We start from the raw sequence: 21,562 nt of genomic DNA, 5'->3' as shown, positions 1-21,562 counted from the left end.
TCAGGGAGTGCTCAATGAGGAAGAAACTGACTTTTGCAGCCGCGTTGCTGGCTGCAAGCGTCCTGGGCGGCGTGGCCAACGCAAAAACCTTGGTCTACTGCGCCGAAGCTTCGCCGGAAGGCTTTGACCCGGCGCCCTACACCGCGGGACAGACGTTCGATGCGTCTTCGCGTACGGTCTTCAACCGCCTCGTCGAATTCGATCATGGCAAGACAACGGTCTCGCCGGGCCTGGCCGAAAGCTGGTCCATTTCCGACGATGGCAAGGAATACACGTTCAAGCTTCGCAAGGGCGTGAAGTTCGCCGCTACCGACTATTTCACCCCGACGCGCGACTTCAACGCCGACGACGTGGTGTTCTCGTTCCAGCGTCAGGTCGACAAGAACGGCCCCTGGTTCCAGTACATACCGGGCATTGCCTACCAGTATTACAATGACCAGTTCGGCGACAACATCACCAAGGTCGAGAAGGTCGACGACCTGACGGTGAAGTTCACCCTCAAGGAGCCGGCGATCACTTTGATCCCGACGCTGGGCATGGACTTCGCCTCAATCGTTTCCAAGGAATATGCCGACAAGCTGCAGGCGGACAAGACGCCTGAACTGTTCAACCAGAAGCCGATTGGCACCGGCCCGTTCATCTTCGTCGATTACCAGACCGACGCTGCCATCCGCTACAAGGCCAACCCCGACTATTGGGGCGGCAAGCAGAAGATCGACGACCTTGTCTTCGCCATCACCACCGATCCGGCGGTCCGTGCGCAGAAGCTGAAGGCCGGCGAGTGCAACATCATGTCCTACCCGGCGCCGGCCGACATCGCCGGCCTGCAGGCCGATCCGAACCTGAAGGTCGACGAGCAGGAAGGCCTCAATGTCGGTGCGCTGATGTACAACACCCAGCAGAAGCCGTTCGACGACGTGCGCGTGCGCAAGGCGCTCAACATGGCCATCAACAAGAAGGCCATTATCGACGCGGTCTTCCAGGGCGCCGGCCAGGTGGCCGTCAACCCGATCCCGCCGACCATGTGGTCCTACAACAAGGACGTGAAGGACGATCCGTACGATCCGGATGCGGCCAAGAAGATGCTCGAAGAGGCCGGCGTCAAGGACCTCAAGATGAATGTCTGGGCCATGCCTGTGTCGCGCCCCTACATGCCGAACGCGCGCCGCACCGCCGAGCTGATCCAGGCCGACTTCGCCAAGGTCGGCGTCACAGTCAACATCGTCAGCTACGATTGGGGTGAATACCTCAAGCGCGCTTCGGCGGTCGATCACGACGGCGCCGTCATCGTCGGCTGGACCGGTGACAATGGCGATCCGGACAACTTCCTCGGTGTGCTCCTGAGCTGCGCTTCCGTCGGTTCGAACAACCGCGCGGAATGGTGCAACAAGGACTTCGATGCGCTCATCAACAAGGCCAAGACGGTTTCCGACCAGGCCGAGCGCACCAAGCTCTATGAACAGGCGCAGGTCATCTTCAAGGAACAGGCACCGTGGGCGACGCTCGCACACTCCAAGGTGTTCATGCCGATGCAGAAGACCGTCTCCGGCTTTGCGATGGATCCGCTCGGCATCCATCGCTTCGACGGCGTCGATATCGCCGAATAAGGTTCGCGAAACGGGGCGGCGCCACAGCGCCGTCCCACCTCGCCCGCCATGCTGCGTTATATCCTCGGCAAGCTCGCCCTCATCGTCCCGACCTTCATCGGGATAACCATCCTCGCCTTCGGCTTCGTGCGCATCCTGCCCGGTGATCCGGTGCTGGTGCTCGCGGGCGAACGCGGCCTGTCGCCCGAACGTCACGCTGCGCTGATGCACCAGTTCGGCTTCGACCTGCCGATCTGGCGACAGTACCTGACCTATCTGGCCAATATCCTCTGCGGTGATTTCGGCACCTCGTTTTCCACCAAGACGCCGGTGCTCAAGGATTTCCTGGTGCGGTTCCCGGCGACGGTCGAACTTGCCATCTTCGCCATGATCTTCGCCATCGTCATCGGCGTCGCCTTCGGCATCTTCGCCGCGATCCGCCGCGGCTCCTGGTTCGACCAACTGACCATGGGAACGGCGCTGGCAGGCTATTCCATGCCGATCTTCTGGTGGGGGCTGCTGCTGATCATCGTGTTCTCCGGCATGCTGCACTGGACGCCGGTTTCCGGCCGCATCGACCTTCTCTATTTCTTCAAGCCGGTAACCGGCTTCATGACCATCGATTCCCTGATCTCCGGACAGAAGGGTGCATTCCGCTCGGCCCTGTCGCACCTCGTCCTGCCCACCATCGTGCTCGGCACCATTCCGCTTGCCGTCATCGCCAGGCAGACGCGGTCGGCCATGCTCGAGGTCCTCGGCGAGGACTATGTGCGCACCGCGCGCGCCAAGGGCCTGGCGCCTCGCCGCGTCATCGGGCTGCACGCTTTCCGCAATGCGCTGATCCCGGTCGTCACCACCATTGGCCTGCAGGTCGGCACGCTCCTGACCGGCGCCATCCTGACCGAGAGCATTTTTTCGTGGCCAGGCATCGGCAAATGGATGATCGACGCTATTTCCAAGCGCGACTATTTCACCGTGCAAGGCGGGTTGCTTTTGATCGCGCTCATCGTCATGTCGGTGAACCTCATCGTCGACGTGCTCTATGCCGTCATCAACCCGCGTATCCGGGCGAATTGACATGACCAACGAAGGCCCTGCCACAATCGAAGCCGCGACCGTCGTCAGGCCGCAGGACGGCCGGCTGCAGATGTTCGCCGAGTTCTGGCACTATTTCTCGATCAACAAGGGCGCGGTGATCGGCCTCTTCGTCTTCGCGCTGCTGATCCTGATCGCGGTCTTCGCGCCGCTGCTCGCCCCGCATTCGCCGGACGACCAGTTCCGCGACTTCTTCCTGACGCCGCCGGCCTGGCAGGCGGGCGGCAGCGCCCAGTTCCTGCTCGGTACCGACGCCGTCGGCCGCGACATTCTCTCGCGCCTGATCTACGGCTCGCGCTTCTCGCTCGCCATCGGCTTCGTCGTCGTCACCACGGCGCTGATCTCCGGCGTCATCCTCGGCCTGCTCGCCGGCTACTGCCGCGGCTGGGTGGATACGCTCATCATGCGCATCATGGACATCATCCTGGCCTTCCCGTCGCTGCTGCTGGCGCTGGTGCTGGTCGCCGTTCTCGGACCTGGGCTGGTCAACGCCATGATCGCCATTGCCTTCGTGCTGCAGCCGCACTTCGCCCGGCTCACCCGCGCCGCCGTGATGGCGGAGAAGAACCGCGAATATGTCATCTCGGCCAAGGTCGCGGGCGCCAGCCATTTCAGGCTGATGCTGGTCACCATCCTGCCCAACTGCATCGCGCCGCTGATCGTGCAGGCGACGCTGTCCTTCTCCAACGCCATCCTCGAGGCCGCGGCGCTGGGCTTCCTCGGCATGGGCGCGCAGCCGCCGACCCCGGAATGGGGCACGATGCTGGCCGAAGCACGCGAGTTCATCCTGCGCGCCTGGTGGGTGGTGACCTTCCCGGGCCTTGCCATCCTGATCACCGTCTTTGCCATCAACCTGATCGGCGACGGCCTGCGCGACGCGCTCGACCCCAAGCTGAAGAGGTCGTAAGCATGTCCCTGCTCGAGATCAAGAATCTCACCGTTTCCTTCGACACCGCCGCCGGTCCGTTCATGGCCGTGCAGGGCATCGACCTGTCGATCGAGCCGCGCGAAGTGCTGGCGATCGTCGGCGAATCCGGTTCCGGCAAATCGGTGGCGATGCTGGCGGTGATGGGGCTGCTGCCCAACACCGCGACCGTCAAGGCCGACCGCATGGCCTTCGACGGCGTCGATCTGCTGAAGCTCAGCCCGTCCGAGCGGCGCAAGATCGTCGGCAAGGATATCTCCATGATCTTCCAGGAGCCGATCGCCAGCCTCAACCCGTGCTTCACCGTCGGCTTCCAGATCGAGGAGGTGCTGCGCTTCCATATGGGCATGGACCGCGCCCAGCGCCGCGCGCGCGCCATCGAATTGATGAAGCTCGTCGGCATTGCCGATCCGGAAGAACGGCTGAGCTCGTTTCCGCACCAGATGTCGGGCGGCCAGTGCCAGCGCGTCATGATCGCCATCGCCATCGCCTGCAATCCGAAGCTCTTGATCGCGGACGAGCCGACCACCGCGCTCGATGTCACCATCCAGAAGCAGATCCTTGATCTCCTGGTTTCGCTGCAGGCCAAATACGGCATGGGCCTGATCATGATCACCCACAATATGGGCGTGGTGGCCGAGACAGCCGACCGCGTCATCGTTCAGTACAAGGGCCGCAAGATGGAAGAGGCCGACGTGCTGTCGCTGTTCGAGAGCCCGAAAAGCAACTACACGCGCGCGCTGCTGTCGGCGCTGCCGGAGAACGCGGTCGGCGACCGGCTGCCGACCGTTTCCGACATGCTGTTCGAGCCGGCGCCCTCGGCCGCGGGAGCCTCCGCATGAGCACCACCGTCCTCGAAGGCAAGAACATCGTTCGCGACTACCATATCGGCGGCGGCCTGTTCAGCGGGCCGCGCACGGTGCACGCGGTCAAGGGCGTCTCGTTCACCGTGGATAAGGGCAAGACGCTCGCCATCGTCGGCGAAAGCGGCTGCGGCAAGTCCACGCTGGCCCGCATCATCACGCTCATCGATCCGGCGACATCGGGCGAACTGTTCATCGACGGCAACAAGGTCGACATCGCCAGGGGCGGATTGACCAGGGAGATGCGCCGCAAGGTGCAGATCGTCTTCCAGAACCCCTACGGATCGCTCAACCCGCGCCAGAAGATCGGCGACGTGCTGGGCGAGCCGCTGCTGATCAACACCGACAAGACGGCCGCCGAGCGGCGCGACCTCGCCATGAAGATGCTGAAGAAGGTCGGCCTCGGTCACGAGCACTACAACCGCTATCCCCACATGTTCTCGGGCGGCCAGCGCCAGCGCATCGCCATCGCCCGTGCGCTGATGCTGAACCCGAGCCTTCTGGTGCTGGACGAGCCGGTCTCGGCGCTCGATCTTTCGGTGCAGGCACAGGTGCTCAACCTGCTCGCCGACCTGCAGGACGAATTCCAGCTGACCTATGTCTTCATCAGCCACGATCTCTCCGTGGTGCGCTACATCGCCGACGACGTGATGGTGATGTATTTCGGCGAGGCGGTCGAATACGGCTCGCGCGACGAGGTCTTTTCAGACCCCAAGCACAGCTACACCAGGACGCTGTTCGCCGCCACGCCGCGCGCCGATGTCGCCAGCATCAAGGCGAGGCTGGCGAAGAAGAAAGCGGCGTGACTCCAATTCGTCATCCTAGGGCGGAGCGCCGCAACGCGGTGCGGAGATCCTAGGATCCATGCCGTTATCTCAGCCGAAAAGCGCTGCGGAGCAGGTTGTGCACCGTGGTAACGCTCGCATATCACGGCATGAATCCTCGGGTCTGCGCCGCGTCGCTCCGCTCCTTGCTCCGCCCGTGGATGACGAAACGGAGGCAGTCACGCCTCCGGTTTCTCTCGCGAAAAGGGTCGAGCGCTACGACAGCTTCGCGATGACAGCCCGCAGCGCTTCACCGAAACGCCTGACTTCCTCGACCGTATTGTAGTGCACCAGCGAGGCGCGGATGGCGCCGCTGTCCATCGACAGGTTGAGGCGCTTCATCAGGCGCGGGGCGTACATGTGGCCGTCGCGAATGCCGATCTGCATCTCGGCCATTTCCTCGACGATCCGCTGCGGCGACAATTTGCCGATGTTGAAACAGAAGGTCGGCACGCGTTCGTTGATCCGGGCCTCCTCGGAAACGCCGTAGATTGTTGCCCCGCAGCTCTTCAGCACAGCCAGCATCTCGCGCGCCAGCACCAGCTCGTAGTCGCGGATGGCGCCCATGCCGGCGACGATGTTTTCGCGCCGCGAGCGGTTGTTGGACGGAGCAAGATTGCGGCCGATGAGCTCGAGATACTGCACGGCCGCATCCATGCCCGACACGTTCTCGTAAATGAAGGTGCCGGCCTCGACCTTGTAGGGCGGCTCGTCGGGGATGAAGTCCTCGCGGAAGGTCGGCAGTCGCTTCAGCGTTTCGAAGCGGCCCCACAGGAAACCCATATGCGGCGAGAAATTCTTGTAGCCGGAACAGACGAGATAGTCGCAATCCCATGCCTGGACGTCGATCAGCCCATGCGGCCCGTAATGCACGCAGTCGAGGAACACTTCGGCGCCGGCGGCGTGCGCGATCCCTGCCACCGAAGCGACGTCGACGATCGAGCCGATGGAATGCGCCGTCACCGTGCAGGCGACAAGCCGGGTACGATCGGAAACAAGCGGGCGCAGATCGTCGATATGCAGGTTGCCGTCCTCGCGCATGCGCCACCACTTGAACTTGGCGCCGGCGGATTCGAGTGCCAGCCATGTCGCGATGTTGGCGTCGTGGTCCATGTCGGTGACGACGATCTCGTCGCGCTCTCCAAGCATCTGGCCGATGCCGAGGCTGACCAGGCGGATGAAAGAGGTGGCGTTCATGCCGAAGCAGATCTCGGATGGGCTGTAGGCATTGATCAGCAGTGCCACGCTTGTCCGCGCATCGGCGACCGATTGGTCAACGGTGACGCTGCGCCCATAACGGCCGCCGCGCTGCACATTGTGCGAAACCAGATGGTTGGTCACCGCATCGAGCACGCTCTGCGGAATCTGCGCGCCGGCGGCGTTGTCCAGGAAGATGAAGTCGCCTGCCCGCTGCAAGGCCGGAAACATCGCCCGGATTCTTTCAACAGGGAACGCGCCGGAAGTGCCGGTCGCATTGGCGGCTTGATGCTTGTTCATGGTCGTCTCCTGCGAAGTGCTCGGTAGAGGGGAAATTGTAGGCGCGGTCAGCGCGTCTTCTCGGCCTTGAAACGGTCTTCAAGCAGGCTGACGAGGCGAACCATCGGCCACAGGAAGATGAGATAGACCAGGGCTGCGCCGATCAGCGGCGAGGGGTTGGCGTAGAGCGACTGCGCATTGGTCGCTTCCTTCAGGAGTTCCGGCAGCGCCACGGTGGAGGCGAGCGAGGTGTCCTTGAACATCGAGACGCAGTTGCTGGTCATCGGCGGGATGACGACGCGCACCGCCTGCGGCAGCACCACCTTGCGCAAGGTCAAAAGGAACGGCAGGCCGAGCGCCTGCGACGCCTCGAACTGGCCGCGCGGAATGCTTTCGATGCCGGAGCGGAACACTTCCGCCGAATAGGCCGACATGATGATGGCGAAGGCCGTTACGGCGGAAGCCCAGGACGACAGGCGGATGCCGAGGAAGGGCAGCGCATAATAGATCAGGATCAGCACGACCAGCACCGGCAGCGCGCGGAAGATATCGGTGTAGCCGACCGCCAGCCACCGGAGCGGCTTCGGCGCATAAAGCCGCAACAGGCTGATCACCAGGCCGATGGGGATGCCGATGCCGATGCTGAGCAGGCCGAGCAGCAGCGTGTTGAGAAAGCCGCGCAGCAGCGCCGGCAGACTGGACGCGATGACGTCGGCGTTGAAGAAGGTATCGAGCAGCGACATGGGAGGCTTTCCCGAACCGTTTGGCGTCCCTTGACGCCGGAGCAGAGGTCCGGAACAGCGAAAGCGGTTTTGCCGCGCCGCGCTGGTTCCGGGAGACTATGTATCAAACGGAACGTGCCGGCCTTTCGAGCCGGCACGTTCTCCTTGGCGGCCGCCGCTCAGGCCTTCGGCACCGGCATTTCCTTGGCGGTCGAGGAATCGGCGGGCGCGTCGCTGCCGAACCACTTCTTGTGGATCGCGGCCAGCGTGCCGTCCTTCTTCATTGCCGTCAGCGCGTCGTTGAGCTTGCCGAGCAGCGGGTGGTCCTTGGTCATCATCAGCCCGTACTGTTCGCCGGTCTTGATGCGTTCCTTGACGGTGAGATCCTTCATCTTGGTGAAGGAGTACTGCATGCCCGGAATGTCGCTGACAGCCGCGTCGATGCGCCCGGCGCTGAGGTCGAGCAAAAGGTTCTGCTGTGTGTCATAGCCCTTTACGTCGCTGAGGCCATCGGCCTCCTGATGCGCCTTGACCCAGGTCTCGCCGGTCGAGCCGGACAGCACGCCGACGATCTTGCCCTTGAGGTCGGCCTCGGCCTTGATCGGGCTGTCGGTCTTGGTGGCGATGCCCATGTCGGAATCATAGTAAGGCTGCGTGAACGACTGCGACTTCAGCCGCTCCGGCGTGATGGTGATCGACGAGATGGCGACATCGATGCGCTTCGAGGTGGTGGCGGCGAACAGCGCCTGGAAGCCGAGATCGGCGATGTCGGTGGTCATGCCGACGCGCTTTGCCGCTTCGTTGACGATGTCGACTTCAAAGCCCTCGAAAGTGCCGCTCTCGTTCTTGTACTCGAAGGGCGGGTTGGTCGGGTAGGCGCCGACATTGAGCACATCGGCGGCATAGGCGGTTGCCGGTCCGGCGGCGATGCCGATGGCGGCCGCGAGAAGGATGAGATTGCGACGGGTCAGGCTCATTGTTGGTCCCTCTGGGGTGTTCCCTCTGGTTGTTGATCGGGCGGGCTGATGCCCGCACGGTTTCTTGCCGCCCCACCTCCCAGCGGGGCGTCAATTCATGCTCGCTGCCATACGGTCGGGCGCTGTCCGGTCGCGGCAGACGCACATCGGCGGGAAGGCAAGGTTGGCGATGCTCTCGGTATGCGGATCGCGGATCTGGCGCGCGCACGCCATCGCACGCATGGCGCGTGCTGGAGGATGACTGGGGGCAGCATGAACGACAAGGACTGAAACCCTTTGATCCCACCCGATGCACCACGATGGATGTCCGGCAAGCCCGTCCGGAACGGCAGTCGCCATCGATCGAGGAATGCTTATCCAAACCGCGGCAGTTTTCAAGGCAAAAGTTTTAAGCTTAAAAAGTTGGCAGCGGCGGCGCCTGGCATACCTTTCGATAGCGCTAGCGGCCGCTCCTGCCCAGTTCGGCATCCGCGCGGGCTTTGCCGGCAGCAGCGCCAGCCCCCAGAAGCATCGTGTCGCTGGCCAGGATGAAGAAACTGGCGCCGAGTGCTGCCCATCGGGCGACATCTTGCGGCTTCGCGCAGAAGATCCCGGATGTCCTGCCATGCGCGATTGTCGCATCGATGATCCTGCGGATCGCTTGCGCGAGCTTGTCGGCGCCTTTGAGGCCGATCGCATCGATCGATACGGAGAGATCGCCGGGCCCGACGAAAATCACGTCGACGCCCTCGACGGCGGCGATTGCCTCGATATTGGCCGGCCCTTCCGATGTCTCGACCTGAACCGCCACGACGATGCTGTCATTGGCCTGAGCGAGATATTCGGAGATGCGGTAGCCATAGCCGGCGGCCCGTCCGGGCCCGACGCCGCGCTCGCCGGTCGGCGGATAACGCGAGGCCTTCACCGCCGCCTGCGCCTGGGCGGCGGTCGAGACGCGCGGGACGAGCACGCCTTGCGCGCCGCTGTCCAATGCCGCGGCGATCGCTTCCGGTGCATGGCCGGGCACGCGCACCATGGCCGGCACGCGATGGATGTCGGCCGCGCGCACCATCGCCTCGATCATGTCGCGCGAAATCTGGGCATGTTCCCAATCGATGCAGAGAAAATCGAGACCGGACTGCGCCATCACCTCAACCGCAACGGGATGCGGAATGGCGGCAAAGGAACCGACGAGGCTTTCCCTGCCGATGCATTTGTGGCGAAACCCGCTCATCGTTCCATCCCCTTGTTGTCGTGCCGGAATTCATATCCGCAAACAGCGGCGAGGCGAAGCTATTTCAGGCTTGAAATATTTTCGCGCGAGCCTAGCGTGTCGATCTCCCGCCGCGAGTTCCGGACATGATCAAAGCGCATCCCCTGCACGGCCCAAACAGACTGAAGCTCGGCGTCTTCTCGACCAATGCCGATGGCGGCCTTGCCATATCGGATGTGCCTGAACGCTGGACGGCAAGCTGGCAGGATAATCTGACGGCGGCGCAGATCGCCGACCGGGCGGGGCTGGAATTCCTGCTGCCGATCGCGCGCTGGCGCGGCTTTGGCGGCCGCAACAGGGTGCGCGAATGGTCGTTCGAGACCTTCACCTGGGCGGCGGCGCTCAGTGTGGCCACCGAGCAGATCGGGCTGTTCATGACCGTGCATGTGCCGCTCGTGCATCCGCTCTACGCCGCCAAGGCGCTGGCGACGGTCGATCATATCAGCCAGGGCCGTGCCGGCCTCAACATCGTCTGCGGCTGGAACCCGAAGGAATTCGGCATGTTCGGCACGCCGCTGGTCGAGAAGGGGTATGATCAGGCCGCCGAATGGATCGAAATTTTGGAAAGGCTTTATGCGTCGGCTGAACCTCTCGACTATGAGGGCACTTATTATCGTCTCAAGGAAGCCGTGAGCCGGCCGGCCAGCCTGCAAGTTCCGCGACCGGTGACGATGAACGCGGCTTTCGGCGGTCCGGGCCGCGATTTCGCTGCCGCCAGATGTGACTATCTGTTCACGACCTTTTCCGAGATGGCCGATGCCGGCAAACATGTCGCCGATATCAGTGAGCGGGCCGGCAAGGCTGGCCGCGAGGTCGGCGTCTACACCGTGGCGCATGTCGTCTGCCGGCCGACGATGGAGGAGGCGCAGGCCTATTACACACGCTATGCCGTCGATCTGGCCGACCGTGAGGCGGTCGATGCCCATATGGCCGGCAAAAAGGAATTCTCGCGGTCGCACGACCCGTATGCCTATGACCGCTATCGCCAGCGTTTCGCCGGCGGCGCCGGCACCTATCCCTTGGTCGGAACGCCCGAAACGATCGCCGCCGCTATGGCCGCCATTGCCGGGCATGGCTACCAGGGCATTGCGCTGTCCTTCGTCAACTACACGCAGGAACTCCCCTATTTCTGCGATCACGTGCTGCCGCTGCTGGAGCAGGCCGGCCTTCGCGGAGAATAGTCTGGCCCATGCCTTCCTGATTTCTCATCCTGGGGTCTGCGCCGTATCGCTACGCTCCTTGCTGCACCCAGGATGACGAAGCGACGGCCGATTATTCCGGAATAACCGCGGTGGCCTGGATCTCCACCTTGGCTCGGTCCTCGACCAGTGCCATCACCTGCATCGCGGCCATCGCCGGGAAATGCCGGCCGATCACCTTGCGATAGGCCTCGCCTATACCCCTGAGATTGGCCAGATATTCGCTCTTATCGGTGAAATACCACGTCATCGACGTGATGTGCCGCGGCTCAGCTCCGGCCTCCGCCAGCACCGCGACGATATTTTGAAGCGTCTGCCGCACCTGTCCGACGAAATCGTCGGTCTCGAACTGGCACTGCCCATTCCAGCCGACCTGTCCGCCGACGAAGACAAGCCGCCCGCGAGCCGCTACGCCATTGGCGTAACCGACTGGCTTGGCCCAGCCATCCGGCTGTAGGATCTCGTGCATTTCAACTCTCCGCAATATCCGCGTTCGAAAACAGTCCAGTCCGACGACGCGCCCTGTTCAGGCCGCCCCCATCACCTGTCGCGCGATCACCACCTTCTGCACGTCGGAAGCACCCTCATAGATGCGCAGCGCGCGGATCTCGCGATACAGGCTTTCGACGATGTGACCCTTGCGGACGCCGTCGCCGCCATGCAGTTGCACCGCTTTGTCGATCACCTCCTGCGCCTTGTCGGTGGCGAACAGTTTGGCCATCGCCGCCTCGCGCGTTACCCGCGCCGCGCCCATGTCCTTGGTCCAGGCGGCGCGGTAGACCAAAAGCGCCGCGGCATCGACGTCGAGCGCCATGTCGGCGATATGGCCCTGCACCATCTGCAGCTCGGCCATCGGCGCGCCGAACAGCTTGCGTTCGGCCACCCGCTTGATGCTTTCATCGAGTGCGCGGCGAGCAAAGCCGAGTGCCGCCGCGCCGACGGTCGAGCGGAACACGTCGAGCACCGACATGGCGATGCGAAAGCCGTCGCCCGGTTTGCCGATCAGCGCCGAGGCGGGCAGGCGGACCTGATCGAAAGACAGTCGTGCCAGCGGATGCGGCGCTATGACTTCCAGGCGCTCCGCGATGCCGAGGCCCTTGCTGTCCCCGGGCACGATGAAGGCTGATAGCCCCTTGGCGGCGGGTGCCTCGCCTGTGCGGGCAAAGACGACATAGAGATCGGCGATGCCGCCATTGGAGATCCAGGTCTTTTCGCCCGACAGGACATAGCCGTCACCATCGCGGGTCGCTGTCATCTCCATATTGGCGACATCCGATCCCGAGCGCGGTTCCGACAGCGCAAAGGCGGAAATGACCTTGCCGGCGCGCGTCTTCGAAAGCCATTGCTGTTGTTCCGGCGTGCCGAACAGGCTGAGCGCTCCGGTGCCGAGCCCTTGCATGGCGAAGGCGAAATCGGCGAGCCCGTCATGCCGCGCCAGCGTCTCACGCGTGATGCACAAGGTGCGCACGTCGAGCGGTCCCGGATTGTCGGTGTCGAGCGCCGTCGGCTTGAGCCAGCCGTCCCGGCCGAGTTTTTGCACCAGCTCGCGGCAGGCAGTGTCGACGTCATGGTGATCGACGGGCAGGTTCTTCGCGCACCATGCCTCGAGGTGCCCGGCCAGTTCGCGATGACGGTCTTCGAAGAAGGGCCAGTCGAGGAAGGAGCGGTCAGGCATTTCTGCCTCCGCTATTCTCCAGAGTCCGTGCTCTACGGCGCCCCCCTCTGTCCTGCCGGACATCTCCCCCTCTAAGGGGGAGATCGATCCTCATCTCGGCTTTCGCGAATCGCCTGCGCCGCAGGATGGCTGCCGCCGCCGAAGCTGCCAATCTCCCCCCTAGAGGGGGAGATGGCCGGCAGGCCAGAGGGGGGCGCTGTCCCGCCAACGTCTCCATCAACCCGCTCATCCTCAATTCCCCTCGAACACCGGCTTTTCCTTGGCAACGAACGCCTTGTACGCCCGCTCGAAATCGCGCGTCTGCATGCAGATCGCTTGCGCCTGAGCTTCCGCCTCGATCGCCTGGTCAAGGCCCATCGACCATTCCTGGTTCAACTGCGTCTTGGTAATGCCGTGGGCGAAGGTCGGGCCGGAGACGATGCTCGCCGCCATGTCGAGCGCGTCGGCCTCGAGCGATGCGGCATCGACCAACCTGTTGTAGAACCCCCAGCGCTCGCCTTCGGCAGCCGTCATGTTGCGGCCGGTGTAGAGCAGTTCGGCGGCGCGGCCGTGGCCGATGATGCGCGGCAGGATCGCGCAGGCTCCCATGTCGCAGCCGGCAAGACCGACGCGGGTGAACAGGAATGCCGTCTTGGCGTCCGGCGTGGCGATGCGGATGTCGGAGCTCATGGCGATGATGGCGCCGGCGCCGACCGCCACACCGTCGACCGCCGCGATGATCGGCTTGCCGCAGTTCAGCATCGCCTTGACGAAGTCGCCGGTCATGCGGGTGAAGGCCAGGAGCTGCTTCATGTCCATCTTGACCAGCGGGCCGATAATATCGTGGACATCGCCGCCGGAGCAGAAATTCCCGCCATTGGACAGGAACACCACGGCATCGACATCGTCGGCATAGACGAGGTCGCGGAATGTATCGCGCAGTTCCGCATAGCTGTCGAAGGTCAGCGGGTTCTTGCGCTTCGGCCGGTCGAGCCGGACCTTGGCGATCCGGCCTTCGACCTGCCAGAGGAAATGCTTCGGCTTGAAGCCGGCCATCTTGCTCATTCGCGTCCCTCCCAGTTGCTGCGGAACGAGGTCAGCATGCCGGTCAGCCGGCGCGCGTCGTCCTCGCTCACCTTGCCCAGCAATTCGCCGACCCAGCCCTCGTGAGCGGCAGCGATGACTGCGAAGGACTTCGAGCCCTCATCCGTCAGCCGCACCATCGAGGTGCGGCGGTCGCCATTGCGGCGGGCGCGCGCGACCAACCCCTCGGATACGAGCCGATCTACGATGCCCGTGACATTGCCGTTGGATACCAGCAGGAAGCGCGACAGATCGCTCATCAGCATGCCTTCGGGCGCTCGGTAGAGCGCGGCCATCACGTCGAAGCGCGGCAACGTCGTGTTGAATTCCTTCTTCAGCCGCTCGCGCAGTTCGGCCTCGATCGTGCGCGAGGCGCGCAGCAGCCTGATCCACAGCCGCAAGCGGTCCTTGCCGGGTCCCGACGGCGCGGGCAGGGGGCCGGCTACCATGTTTCGCCTCCTGAGATCGAAATTGCCTGTCCGGTGATCGACGCCGCCGCATCGCCGCACAGCCACAGCACGGCGGCGGCAATTTCCTGCGGCTGGATGAAGCGGCCTTGTGGATTGGTCGCGGCAAGGCTCGCCCGCGCCTGTTCAGTCGAACGGCCGGTTTTTTCAACGATCCGCTCGATGGACTCGTCCAACATGTCCGTCTCGACAAACCCCGGGCACACCGCATTGACGGTCACGCCGGATTTCGCCGTCTCGGCAGCCAGCGCCCGCATCAGGCCGACGACGCCATGCTTGGCCGCCACGTAAGGCGCGACATAGGCGTAGCCTTTCAGTCCGGCGGTAGACGCGATGAAGACGATGCGGCCCGCCTTGCGCGCGGCCATGCCGGCGAGCGCCGGCTTCACCGTCAGGAAAGCGCCGGTCAGGTTGACGTCCAGCGTCCGCTGCCAGTCGGCCAGCGTGGTCTTGTGCGCCGGCGTGCTGCCCGCCATGCCGGCATTGGCGACGACGATGTCGAACGGCCCGCGCGCGGCCTCCGCCGTCTCGTAAAGCGATGCCATCGCCGCCTCATTGGTGACATCGGCAGTGATGGCGAAAACGCCTTTGCTTTCGCCAGCCACCTTGGCCAGCTCCGCCTCGCGGCGGCCGCATATGGTGACGTCGATGCCGGCACCAGCCAGCGCCAGAGCGATCGCTCGGCCGACACCAGACCCGCCGCCGGTGACAAGGGCATGGCTGCCGGCGATCATCGCGGCGGCCGTCATACTTTCAGCCCCGCTGCGGCGTCGCGTTCGGCCAGTCGGTAGATCTGGTCGCGCCCCGGCAGATAAGGATCCGGCCATTTCACGCCACGGTCGCCGAGCGCCACCGCCGCATGCAGCGTCCAGTAGGGATCGGCAAGATGCGGCCGTGCCAGCGCCACCAGGTCGGCGCGGCCGGCCATCAGGATCGAATTGACATGGTCCGGCTCATAGATGTTGCCGACCGCCATCGTCGCCATGCCGACCTCGTTGCGGATGCGGTCGGAAAACGGCGTCTGGAACATGCGGCCATAGACCGGCTTTGCCAGCACCGAAGTTTGTCCTGCCGAGACGTCGCAAATGTCGACGCCGGCCTCATGCAACAGCCGCGCGATCTCGACGGCGTCGGCGGGTGTTACGCCTTCGATGCCGACCCAGTCATTGGCCGAAATGCGCATTGAGATCGGCTTCTGCGCCGGCCAGGCGGCGCGTACGGCGCGAAAGATTTCAAGGGGATATCGCATGCGGTTTTCCAGCGAACCGCCATACGCATCCGTGCGCCGGTTGGTGACCGGCGTGATGAAGGACGACAGGAGATAGCCGTGCGCGGCGTGGATCTCGAGCATGTCGAAGCCGCAGCGGTCGGCCATCTCAGCCGAAGCCACGAACTCGTCGCGCACTCTGTCCATGTCGGCGCGATCCATGGTCTTCGGCACCTGATTCTGCGGCGACCAAGCGACCGCCGATGCCGCCATGACTGGCCAGTTACCCGAGGCGAGCGGCACGTCCGTGCCTTCCCACCCAACCTGGGTCGAACCCTTGGCGCCGGAATGGCCGATCTGTGCGCAGATCTTCGCCTCGGTCTCGGTATGGACGAAATCGACCAGCCGTTTCCACGCCGCCTCATGTTCGGGCGCATAGAAGCCCGGGCAGCCGGGCGTGATCCGCCCTTCGGGGCTGACGCAGGTCATCTCGATATAGATGAGCCCGGCGCCGCCCTTGGCACGCTCGGCATAGTGCGTGAAATGCCAGTCCGTCGGGCAGCCGTCGACGGCCTTGTACTGCGCCATCGGCGAGACGACCACGCGGTTGCTGAGCCGCATGTCGCGCAGCTTGAAGGGCGCGAACATCGGCGCGCGGCGCAGCCTGTTGGCGCCGGCGCCCGCCTGGCGCTGGAACCATTCCTCCGCGCTTTCAAGCCACTCCGCGTCGCGCAGCCGCAGGTTTTCGTGGCTGATGCGCTGCGAGCGGGTCAGCAGCGAATAGTTGAACTGCACCGGATCGAGGCCAAGATAGCGCTCGACCTCCTCGAACCATTCGAGCGAATTGCGCGCCGCCGACTGCAGCTTCAGCACCTCGGTGCGGCGCGCATCCTCATATTTACGGAATGCGGCCTTTAGGTCCGGTTCGGTTTCGACATACTCGGCCAGCGCGACAGCGCTTTCCAGCGCCAGCTTGGTGCCGGAGCCGATCGAGAAATGCGCCGATGCCGCCGCGTCGCCCATCAGCGCCAGGTTCTCGAACGACCAGCGCTCGCACAGCACGCGCGGGAAATTGATCCAGGCCGAACCCCTGATGTGGTTGGCATTGGTCATCAGCTTGTGGCCGCCAAGATGCTTTTCGAAGATGCGCTCGCAGACGGCGATGGATTCCTGCTGCGTCATGGCGCCGAAGCCGAAGGCGGCCCAGGTCTGTTCGCTGCACTCGACGATGAAGGTCGCGGTGTCGCTGTCGAACTGGTAGGCGTGCGCCCACACCCAGCCATGCTCGGTCTTTTCGAAGATGAAGGTGAAAGCGTCGTCGAATTTCTGATGGGTGCCGAGCCACACGAACTTGCATTTGCGCGTGTCGATGTCGGGCTTGAAGATGTCGACGAAGCTGTTGCGCGCCCTGGAGTTCAGTCCGTCTGCGGCGACGACCAGGTCATGCGTCTCCATATAGGGCTTGGGATCGGCGATGTCGGTCTCGAACATCAGCTTGACGCCGAGCTCGCGTGCGCGCCGTTGTAACAGGATCAAGAGCCGCTTGCGGCCGATGCCGCAGAAGCCGTGGCCTGAGGATACAGTGCGCACGCCGTCATGGACCACGGCGATGTCGTCCCAATACGCAAAATGCTTCTTGATCCAGACGGCGCTGACCGGATCGTTCCTGGCCAGATTCTCAAGCGTTTCGGCTGACAGAACGACGCCCCAGCCGAACGTGTCGTCGGCGCGATTACGCTCGAAAACCGTCACATCGTGCGCGGCGTCCCTCAGCTTCATCGAAATGGCGAAGTAAAGGCCGGCTGGTCCGCCGCCGAGAACCGCAACCTTCATCTGTGCGATCTCCTCTTCGCTTGCTTGATTTCAGTATCGCGCCGGGGCCAAGGTATTTCAAGCTTAAAGTTTTATGCCGAAACGATTATGCGAAATAGCGGACCGCGCGCTCGCGCATCGCCGCACGCGCGGCCCGTGGGGTCACTTTTCCGGGTTCTTCGGGCTCCACAGCACCGTCTCGGCACCCTTCTCGTAAGCCATGCCGTCGGGATAGCTGATCGCTTCCAGCTGCAAGCCCCAAGGCGCCTGGAAGTAAAGGATGGTCTGGCCGGCGGCGGGTCCTTCCTTGACCGGCAGCGGCCCCAACCTGGTCTTTACGCCCTTGGCCTCGAGATAGGCTTTCGCCGCCGCGACGTCGTCGACATAGAAGGCGATGTGAAAACCGCCAATGTCGCTGTTCTTCGGTGTCAGGTCCTTCTGGTCCGGCGCGGTGTATTTGAACAGCTCTATGTTCGACCCCGTGCCGCAGCGAACCATGGTGACCTGCTCGATGACAGCCTTCGGATCGACGCCGAGAAGATCCTGCATGAAGGTGCCCTTGTCGTCGGCGAACGGGCCGAACGACATTGCCTTCTTGCAGCCGACCACGTCGGTGAAGAAATCGACCGCCTGCTTCATGTCGGGAACCGTGATGCCGGTGTGGTCGTGCCCGCGCATGCCGGGGATCGAGCTTGCTGCCGCCACACCGGTGCTGCCGAGGATGGCGGCAGCGAGTGCTGCATTTCGAATTGTTGTCTTCATGTCAGTTTCTCCTCCATTTGGCGGGGCTTTGTCATTGGCCGGTCGCACATCCGAGCCCGCTTTTCGGCGTGCGTATGCATTCATGTCGGAGCCTTGGCAGCGGAAGGAATATCCAGCCAGCCGTCGTCGATTTCGGGCAGTGGGATGGCCGCGATCAGGTCGCGCGTGTAGGTCTGTCGGGGATTTTCGAAGAGAGCGTCCGTCGCGCTCGCTTCGACGATCCTGCCTTCGCGCATGACGATGACCTGCCGGCACAGCCGCCGGATGACCGACAGATCGTGGCTGATCAAGGCGACCGTCAGCCCCATCTCCTCCGCCAGTTTCTCCAGAAGGGTGAGGATCTGCGCCTGCGTCGAGACGTCGAGGCCGGAGACGATCTCGTCGGCCAGCACGAATTTCGGCGCCAGCGCCAGCGCGCGCGCTATGCCGACGCGCTGGCGCTGGCCGCCCGACAGTTCGTGGCGGTAGCGGCCGGCGAAGCTCTGCGGCAGGCCGACGCGCTGCAAGGCCTCGGCCACGCGGTCCCTGAGATTGTCGCCAAGCCCGTTCTGCTTCAGCGGCGCGGCAATGATGCTGGCAATGGTGCGGCGCGGGTTGAGCGACGACATAGGATCCTGGAAGATCATCTGCAGATCGCGGCGCAGCGGCCGCAACTCCGCCTCTGGCAGATGTGTGATGTCTATGCCGTCGAAGCTGATGCTGCCGGCGCTGGGCTCCAGCAGTCGTACCAGGGCACGGCCGAGCGTCGACTTGCCGGATCCGGACTCGCCGACGATGCCGGTCACCGATCCCTTGGGCAGGTCGAAGTCCAGGCCTTTTAGGATTTCCGCCAGCGGCGCGCGGCCGATCAGCGGCTTGCGGGTCATGTCGGGCAGCGCGACTTTCAGACCGCGCACGGAAAACAGCGGCTCAGCCATGCGGTCGCCTCCACGCCTGGTCCGCGGCCGCAATCTCCGTGGCAAGCCCGGCCAGCACTGCCTCGTCGACCGGCTTTAGCGAGGCGAGGGGATCGGTGTAGCGCGGCGTTGCCGCCATCAGTGCCCGTGTGTAGGGGTGCTGCGGTGCCGCGAAGAGGGCAGCTGTTTCGGCCTCTTCCACGACCTTGCCGGCATAGAGCACCGAGACCTTCTGGCTGATCTTGGCGACGACGCCGAGGTCGTGGGTGACGAACAGGATCGCCGTGCCGTGCTCGCGCTGCAACGCAGCGATGAGCCGCAGGATCTGCTTCTGCACGGTGACGTCGAGCGCCGTGGTCGGCTCGTCGGCGACGATCAGCCGGGGCTCGGCGGCGAAGGCTGCGGCGATCAGCACGCGCTGGCGCATGCCGCCGGAAAGCTCGTGCGGGTAGCTTTTCAGTACCCGGTCGGGGTCACGGATCTGCACCTCGTCCAGCAATTGCCGGATGCGGGTTTCGGCCCTCTCGCCGCTCCAGCCGAGGATGCGCACCAGCCGGTCGGTCGTTTGCGGGCCGATGCGGCGCGACGGGTTGAGCGCGGTCAGCGGATCCTGCGGGATCAGTGCGGTGCGCGCGCCGATCAGCGTGCGCCGTGCCTTCGGGTTGAGCTTGCCGAGGTCTTCGCCCTCGAGCCGCATATCGCCCTCGACGATGCGCACGCTCGACGGCAAGACGCCAAGTACCGCCTTGCCGATCATCGTCTTGCCGGCGCCGCTTTCACCGACCAGTGCTCGCACTTCGCCGGGCTGCACGGCAAGCGACACCGAGCGCAGCACGCGCTGGCCGTTCGGCAGCACGGCGCTCAACTCCTTGATATCAAGACAGGCGCTCATCGCAGCACCGGATCGAAACGTGTCTTCAGCGCCTCGCCGAACTGGCTGAACGACAGCACGGTCAGGATCAGCGTGATCAGCGGGAATACCAGCACCCACCAGGCCTGGTGGATCGACAGCCGGCCCTCGGCGATGATGCCGCCCCAGGTCGGGTCGTCGGTCGAGATCGACAGGTTGACGAAGGACAGGATCGCCTCGACGATGACGGCGATGCCCATTTCCAGCGACAGCAGCGCCACGATCGATGGCACCACATTGGGCAGCACTTCGCGCAGCATGATGCCGATGCGGCCATAGCCGGCGATGCGGGCGTTCTCGACATAGTCCATGCGCGACTGGCCCATCGCCTCGGCGCGGATGACCCGGCAGAAACGCGTCCAGTCGATGATCGCGATCGCCAGGATGACAGAGCTCAAACCCGTGCCGAGCACGGCAACCAAAAGGATGGCGAACAGCACCGGCGGGAATGCCATCCAGACATCGACGATGCGCGAGATGATGCGGTCGGCCCAGCCGCCGAAATAGCCAGCGATCAAGCCCAGGGTCGAGCCGACAAGGCAGGCGGCGCTGGCGGCGGCGAACGCAACGATGAAGGCGATGCGCCCGCCGAAGATCAGGCGTGACAAGAGATCCCGGCCGAGGCTGTCGGTGCCCAGCCAATAGCCGGGCTCCGCGCCATCGAGCCAGAACGGCGGCAAACGTTCGAGCATAAGATCCTGCGCGAGCGGGTCCCGCGGCGCGACCAGCGGCGCCAGGATCGCCGCCAGCAGCACCAGCAGCAGCCAGCCGCCGGCCAGCCAAAGCCTGGCGCTTGAGCCGTGTCTCGAGATGCGCCTCTCATCCATGGCGCAGCCTCGGATTGAGCAGCGCATACATCATGTCCACGGCGAGATTGATCAGCACGAACAACAGCGCGAAGACCAGCACGATGCCCTGGATCAGCGGCAGGTCGCGGTTGATGACGGCGTCGATCGCCATGTTGCCGAGGCCCTCATAGGAAAACAGCCGCTCGACGATGACCGTGCCGCCGATCAGGAAGGTGAACTGCACGCCGACCAGCGTCAGCGTGGGCAGGGCGGCATTCTTCAGCGCCTCGCGTAGGATGACCTGCGTTTCCGAAAAACCCTTCACCCGCGCCAGCACGACATAGTCGAGGTCGAGCACTTCCTTCAGCGACTGTTTCAACAGCTGCGAGATGATCGCCCCCAGCGGCAATGCCAATGCCACCGCCGGCATCAGCATGTGCTTCAGGAGATCCCATGTGAGATCGAGGCGCAGCCGAAGCAAGCTTTCGAACAGATAGAACTGGCTGACGAAGGGCAGGTCTAGCTGCGGCGAGACCCGCCCGGAAATGTCGAAGATCGGCACCAGCACGCCGAACAGCAGGATCAGCACCAGGCCCCAGAGGAAATCGGGAATGGAAAGTGCTGCCCCGCTGGCGATGTCGATGCCGGCTTCCACCGCCGTGCCTCGTTCGCGGGCGCCGAGGATGGCCGTCGTCCCCCCGATCGCCACCGCCATGACAAGCGCGACGATGGCAAGCTCCAGCGTTGCCGGCAGCCGGTTGAAGACAAGCCCGAGCACGTCTTGCCGAAGCGAGATCGAGGTGCCGAAATCGCCTTTGACGACGCCGGACAGCCAGATGAAGAACTGCTCGATGATCGTCTTGTCGAGGCCGTAGAGCGCCCGCAGCCGGGCGATATCGGCATCGGATGCGCCGGGCGGCAGCATCATGGCTATCGGATCGCCGGGAGCGATGCGGATCACGACAAAGACGACGACGGCCACGCCGAACAGCGTGATCAGCATCGTCAAAAGACGGATCAGGAACCGTTGCAGGAGCATGTAAATCTTTGCTGGAGCCCGGAGG

The 21,562-nt window shown here is 64.0% G+C and carries 21 protein-coding genes; 6 read left to right on the top strand and 15 right to left on the bottom strand.

What is annotated here, in order from left to right; translation table 11 throughout:
• Positions 1-14: 14 nt before the first annotated feature.
• From FJ972_RS00600 to FJ972_RS00580, 5 genes are all read left to right on the top strand, one after another.
• The gene (locus FJ972_RS00600) at positions 15-1,607 is read left to right on the top strand and encodes an ABC transporter substrate-binding protein (RefSeq protein WP_140497006.1); all 1,593 of its coding nucleotides are present in this window, start codon (positions 15-17) and stop codon (positions 1,605-1,607) included.
• A gap of 48 nt (positions 1,608-1,655) precedes the next feature.
• A complete protein-coding gene (locus FJ972_RS00595) occupies positions 1,656-2,663 on the top strand; it encodes an ABC transporter permease subunit (protein ID WP_140523725.1) in 1,008 nt (335 codons plus the stop codon).
• 70 nt (positions 2,664-2,733) lie between these two features.
• Positions 2,734-3,588, top strand: a complete 855-nt coding sequence (locus tag FJ972_RS00590; protein WP_181171969.1) for an ABC transporter permease subunit — start codon at positions 2,734-2,736, stop codon at positions 3,586-3,588.
• A 2-nt stretch (positions 3,589-3,590) separates the two neighbouring features.
• Positions 3,591-4,448 (top strand): ABC transporter ATP-binding protein, encoded by an 858-nt coding sequence (locus FJ972_RS00585; RefSeq protein WP_140497000.1) that lies wholly within the window; start codon positions 3,591-3,593, stop codon positions 4,446-4,448.
• A complete protein-coding gene (locus tag FJ972_RS00580; RefSeq protein WP_140496998.1) occupies positions 4,445-5,275 on the top strand; it encodes a dipeptide ABC transporter ATP-binding protein in 831 nt (276 codons plus the stop codon). Before FJ972_RS00585 ends, FJ972_RS00580 begins: the two co-directional genes overlap by 4 nt.
• A gap of 234 nt (positions 5,276-5,509) precedes the next feature.
• On the opposite strand, the gene FJ972_RS00575 is transcribed toward FJ972_RS00580, so the two are convergent.
• From FJ972_RS00575 to FJ972_RS00560, 4 genes are all read right to left on the bottom strand, one after another.
• Positions 5,510-6,790, bottom strand: a complete 1,281-nt coding sequence (locus FJ972_RS00575) for a cysteine desulfurase-like protein (RefSeq protein ID WP_140523731.1) — start codon at positions 6,788-6,790, stop codon at positions 5,510-5,512.
• 47 nt (positions 6,791-6,837) lie between these two features.
• Positions 6,838-7,512, bottom strand: coding sequence for an amino acid ABC transporter permease (locus tag FJ972_RS00570; protein ID WP_140523734.1), 675 nt, complete (start codon positions 7,510-7,512; stop codon positions 6,838-6,840).
• Between the two features lie 158 nt (positions 7,513-7,670).
• On the bottom strand, positions 7,671-8,468 hold the full coding sequence (locus FJ972_RS00565) for an ABC transporter substrate-binding protein (RefSeq protein WP_140496991.1): 798 nt from the start codon (positions 8,466-8,468) through the stop codon (positions 7,671-7,673).
• 439 nt (positions 8,469-8,907) lie between these two features.
• Entirely contained in the window at positions 8,908-9,681 is a 774-nt protein-coding gene (locus tag FJ972_RS00560; RefSeq protein ID WP_140523736.1) for an HpcH/HpaI aldolase family protein, read from the bottom strand.
• 125 nt (positions 9,682-9,806) lie between these two features.
• On the opposite strand from FJ972_RS00560, the gene FJ972_RS00555 reads away from it, so the two are divergent.
• The gene (locus tag FJ972_RS00555; RefSeq protein WP_140523739.1) at positions 9,807-10,901 is read left to right on the top strand and encodes an LLM class flavin-dependent oxidoreductase; all 1,095 of its coding nucleotides are present in this window, start codon (positions 9,807-9,809) and stop codon (positions 10,899-10,901) included.
• Between the two features lie 91 nt (positions 10,902-10,992).
• Here FJ972_RS00555 and FJ972_RS00550 read toward each other — a convergent pair whose 3' ends face one another.
• The 11 genes from FJ972_RS00550 to FJ972_RS00500 all read right to left on the bottom strand — a co-directional run bounded on the left by FJ972_RS00550 (position 10,993) and on the right by FJ972_RS00500 (position 21,537).
• Positions 10,993-11,388, bottom strand: coding sequence for a RidA family protein (locus FJ972_RS00550; RefSeq protein WP_140523742.1), 396 nt, complete (start codon positions 11,386-11,388; stop codon positions 10,993-10,995).
• 57 nt (positions 11,389-11,445) lie between these two features.
• Positions 11,446-12,594, bottom strand: coding sequence for an acyl-CoA dehydrogenase family protein (locus tag FJ972_RS00545; protein ID WP_140523745.1), 1,149 nt, complete (start codon positions 12,592-12,594; stop codon positions 11,446-11,448).
• Positions 12,595-12,825: 231 nt separating this feature from the next.
• Complete coding sequence (locus FJ972_RS00540; RefSeq protein WP_140523748.1) at positions 12,826-13,638, bottom strand: enoyl-CoA hydratase family protein; 813 nt, start codon at positions 13,636-13,638, stop codon at positions 12,826-12,828.
• Positions 13,635-14,105, bottom strand: a complete 471-nt coding sequence (locus FJ972_RS00535) for a MarR family winged helix-turn-helix transcriptional regulator (protein WP_140513060.1) — start codon at positions 14,103-14,105, stop codon at positions 13,635-13,637. The genes FJ972_RS00540 and FJ972_RS00535 overlap by 4 nt, the downstream gene beginning before the upstream one ends.
• Positions 14,099-14,872, bottom strand: coding sequence for an SDR family NAD(P)-dependent oxidoreductase (locus tag FJ972_RS00530; RefSeq protein ID WP_140523750.1), 774 nt, complete (start codon positions 14,870-14,872; stop codon positions 14,099-14,101). The genes FJ972_RS00535 and FJ972_RS00530 overlap by 7 nt, the downstream gene beginning before the upstream one ends.
• Entirely contained in the window at positions 14,869-17,163 is a 2,295-nt protein-coding gene (locus tag FJ972_RS00525; protein WP_140523753.1) for a bifunctional salicylyl-CoA 5-hydroxylase/oxidoreductase, read from the bottom strand. The genes FJ972_RS00530 and FJ972_RS00525 overlap by 4 nt, the downstream gene beginning before the upstream one ends.
• Positions 17,164-17,304: 141 nt before the next feature.
• Entirely contained in the window at positions 17,305-17,904 is a 600-nt protein-coding gene (locus FJ972_RS00520) for a VOC family protein (protein WP_140523755.1), read from the bottom strand.
• 80 nt (positions 17,905-17,984) lie between these two features.
• Positions 17,985-18,821 carry an ATP-binding cassette domain-containing protein gene (locus FJ972_RS00515; RefSeq protein WP_140523758.1) on the bottom strand — a complete coding sequence of 279 codons (837 nt, stop codon included), beginning with the start codon at positions 18,819-18,821 and terminating at the stop codon, positions 17,985-17,987.
• Positions 18,814-19,692, bottom strand: a complete 879-nt coding sequence (locus FJ972_RS00510) for an ABC transporter ATP-binding protein (RefSeq protein ID WP_140496969.1) — start codon at positions 19,690-19,692, stop codon at positions 18,814-18,816. The genes FJ972_RS00515 and FJ972_RS00510 overlap by 8 nt, the downstream gene beginning before the upstream one ends.
• A complete protein-coding gene (locus tag FJ972_RS00505; RefSeq protein WP_140523761.1) occupies positions 19,689-20,537 on the bottom strand; it encodes an ABC transporter permease in 849 nt (282 codons plus the stop codon). Before FJ972_RS00505 ends, FJ972_RS00510 begins: the two co-directional genes overlap by 4 nt.
• A complete protein-coding gene (locus FJ972_RS00500) occupies positions 20,530-21,537 on the bottom strand; it encodes an ABC transporter permease (protein ID WP_140523763.1) in 1,008 nt (335 codons plus the stop codon). Before FJ972_RS00500 ends, FJ972_RS00505 begins: the two co-directional genes overlap by 8 nt.
• Between the last annotated feature and the right edge of the window lie 25 nt (positions 21,538-21,562).

The organism is Mesorhizobium sp. B2-1-1, from assembly GCF_006442975.2.
Lineage (GTDB): Bacteria > Pseudomonadota > Alphaproteobacteria > Rhizobiales > Rhizobiaceae > Mesorhizobium.
Note: the sequence above shows the minus strand (reverse complement) of the source record. Positions and strands in the feature narration are given on the sequence as shown.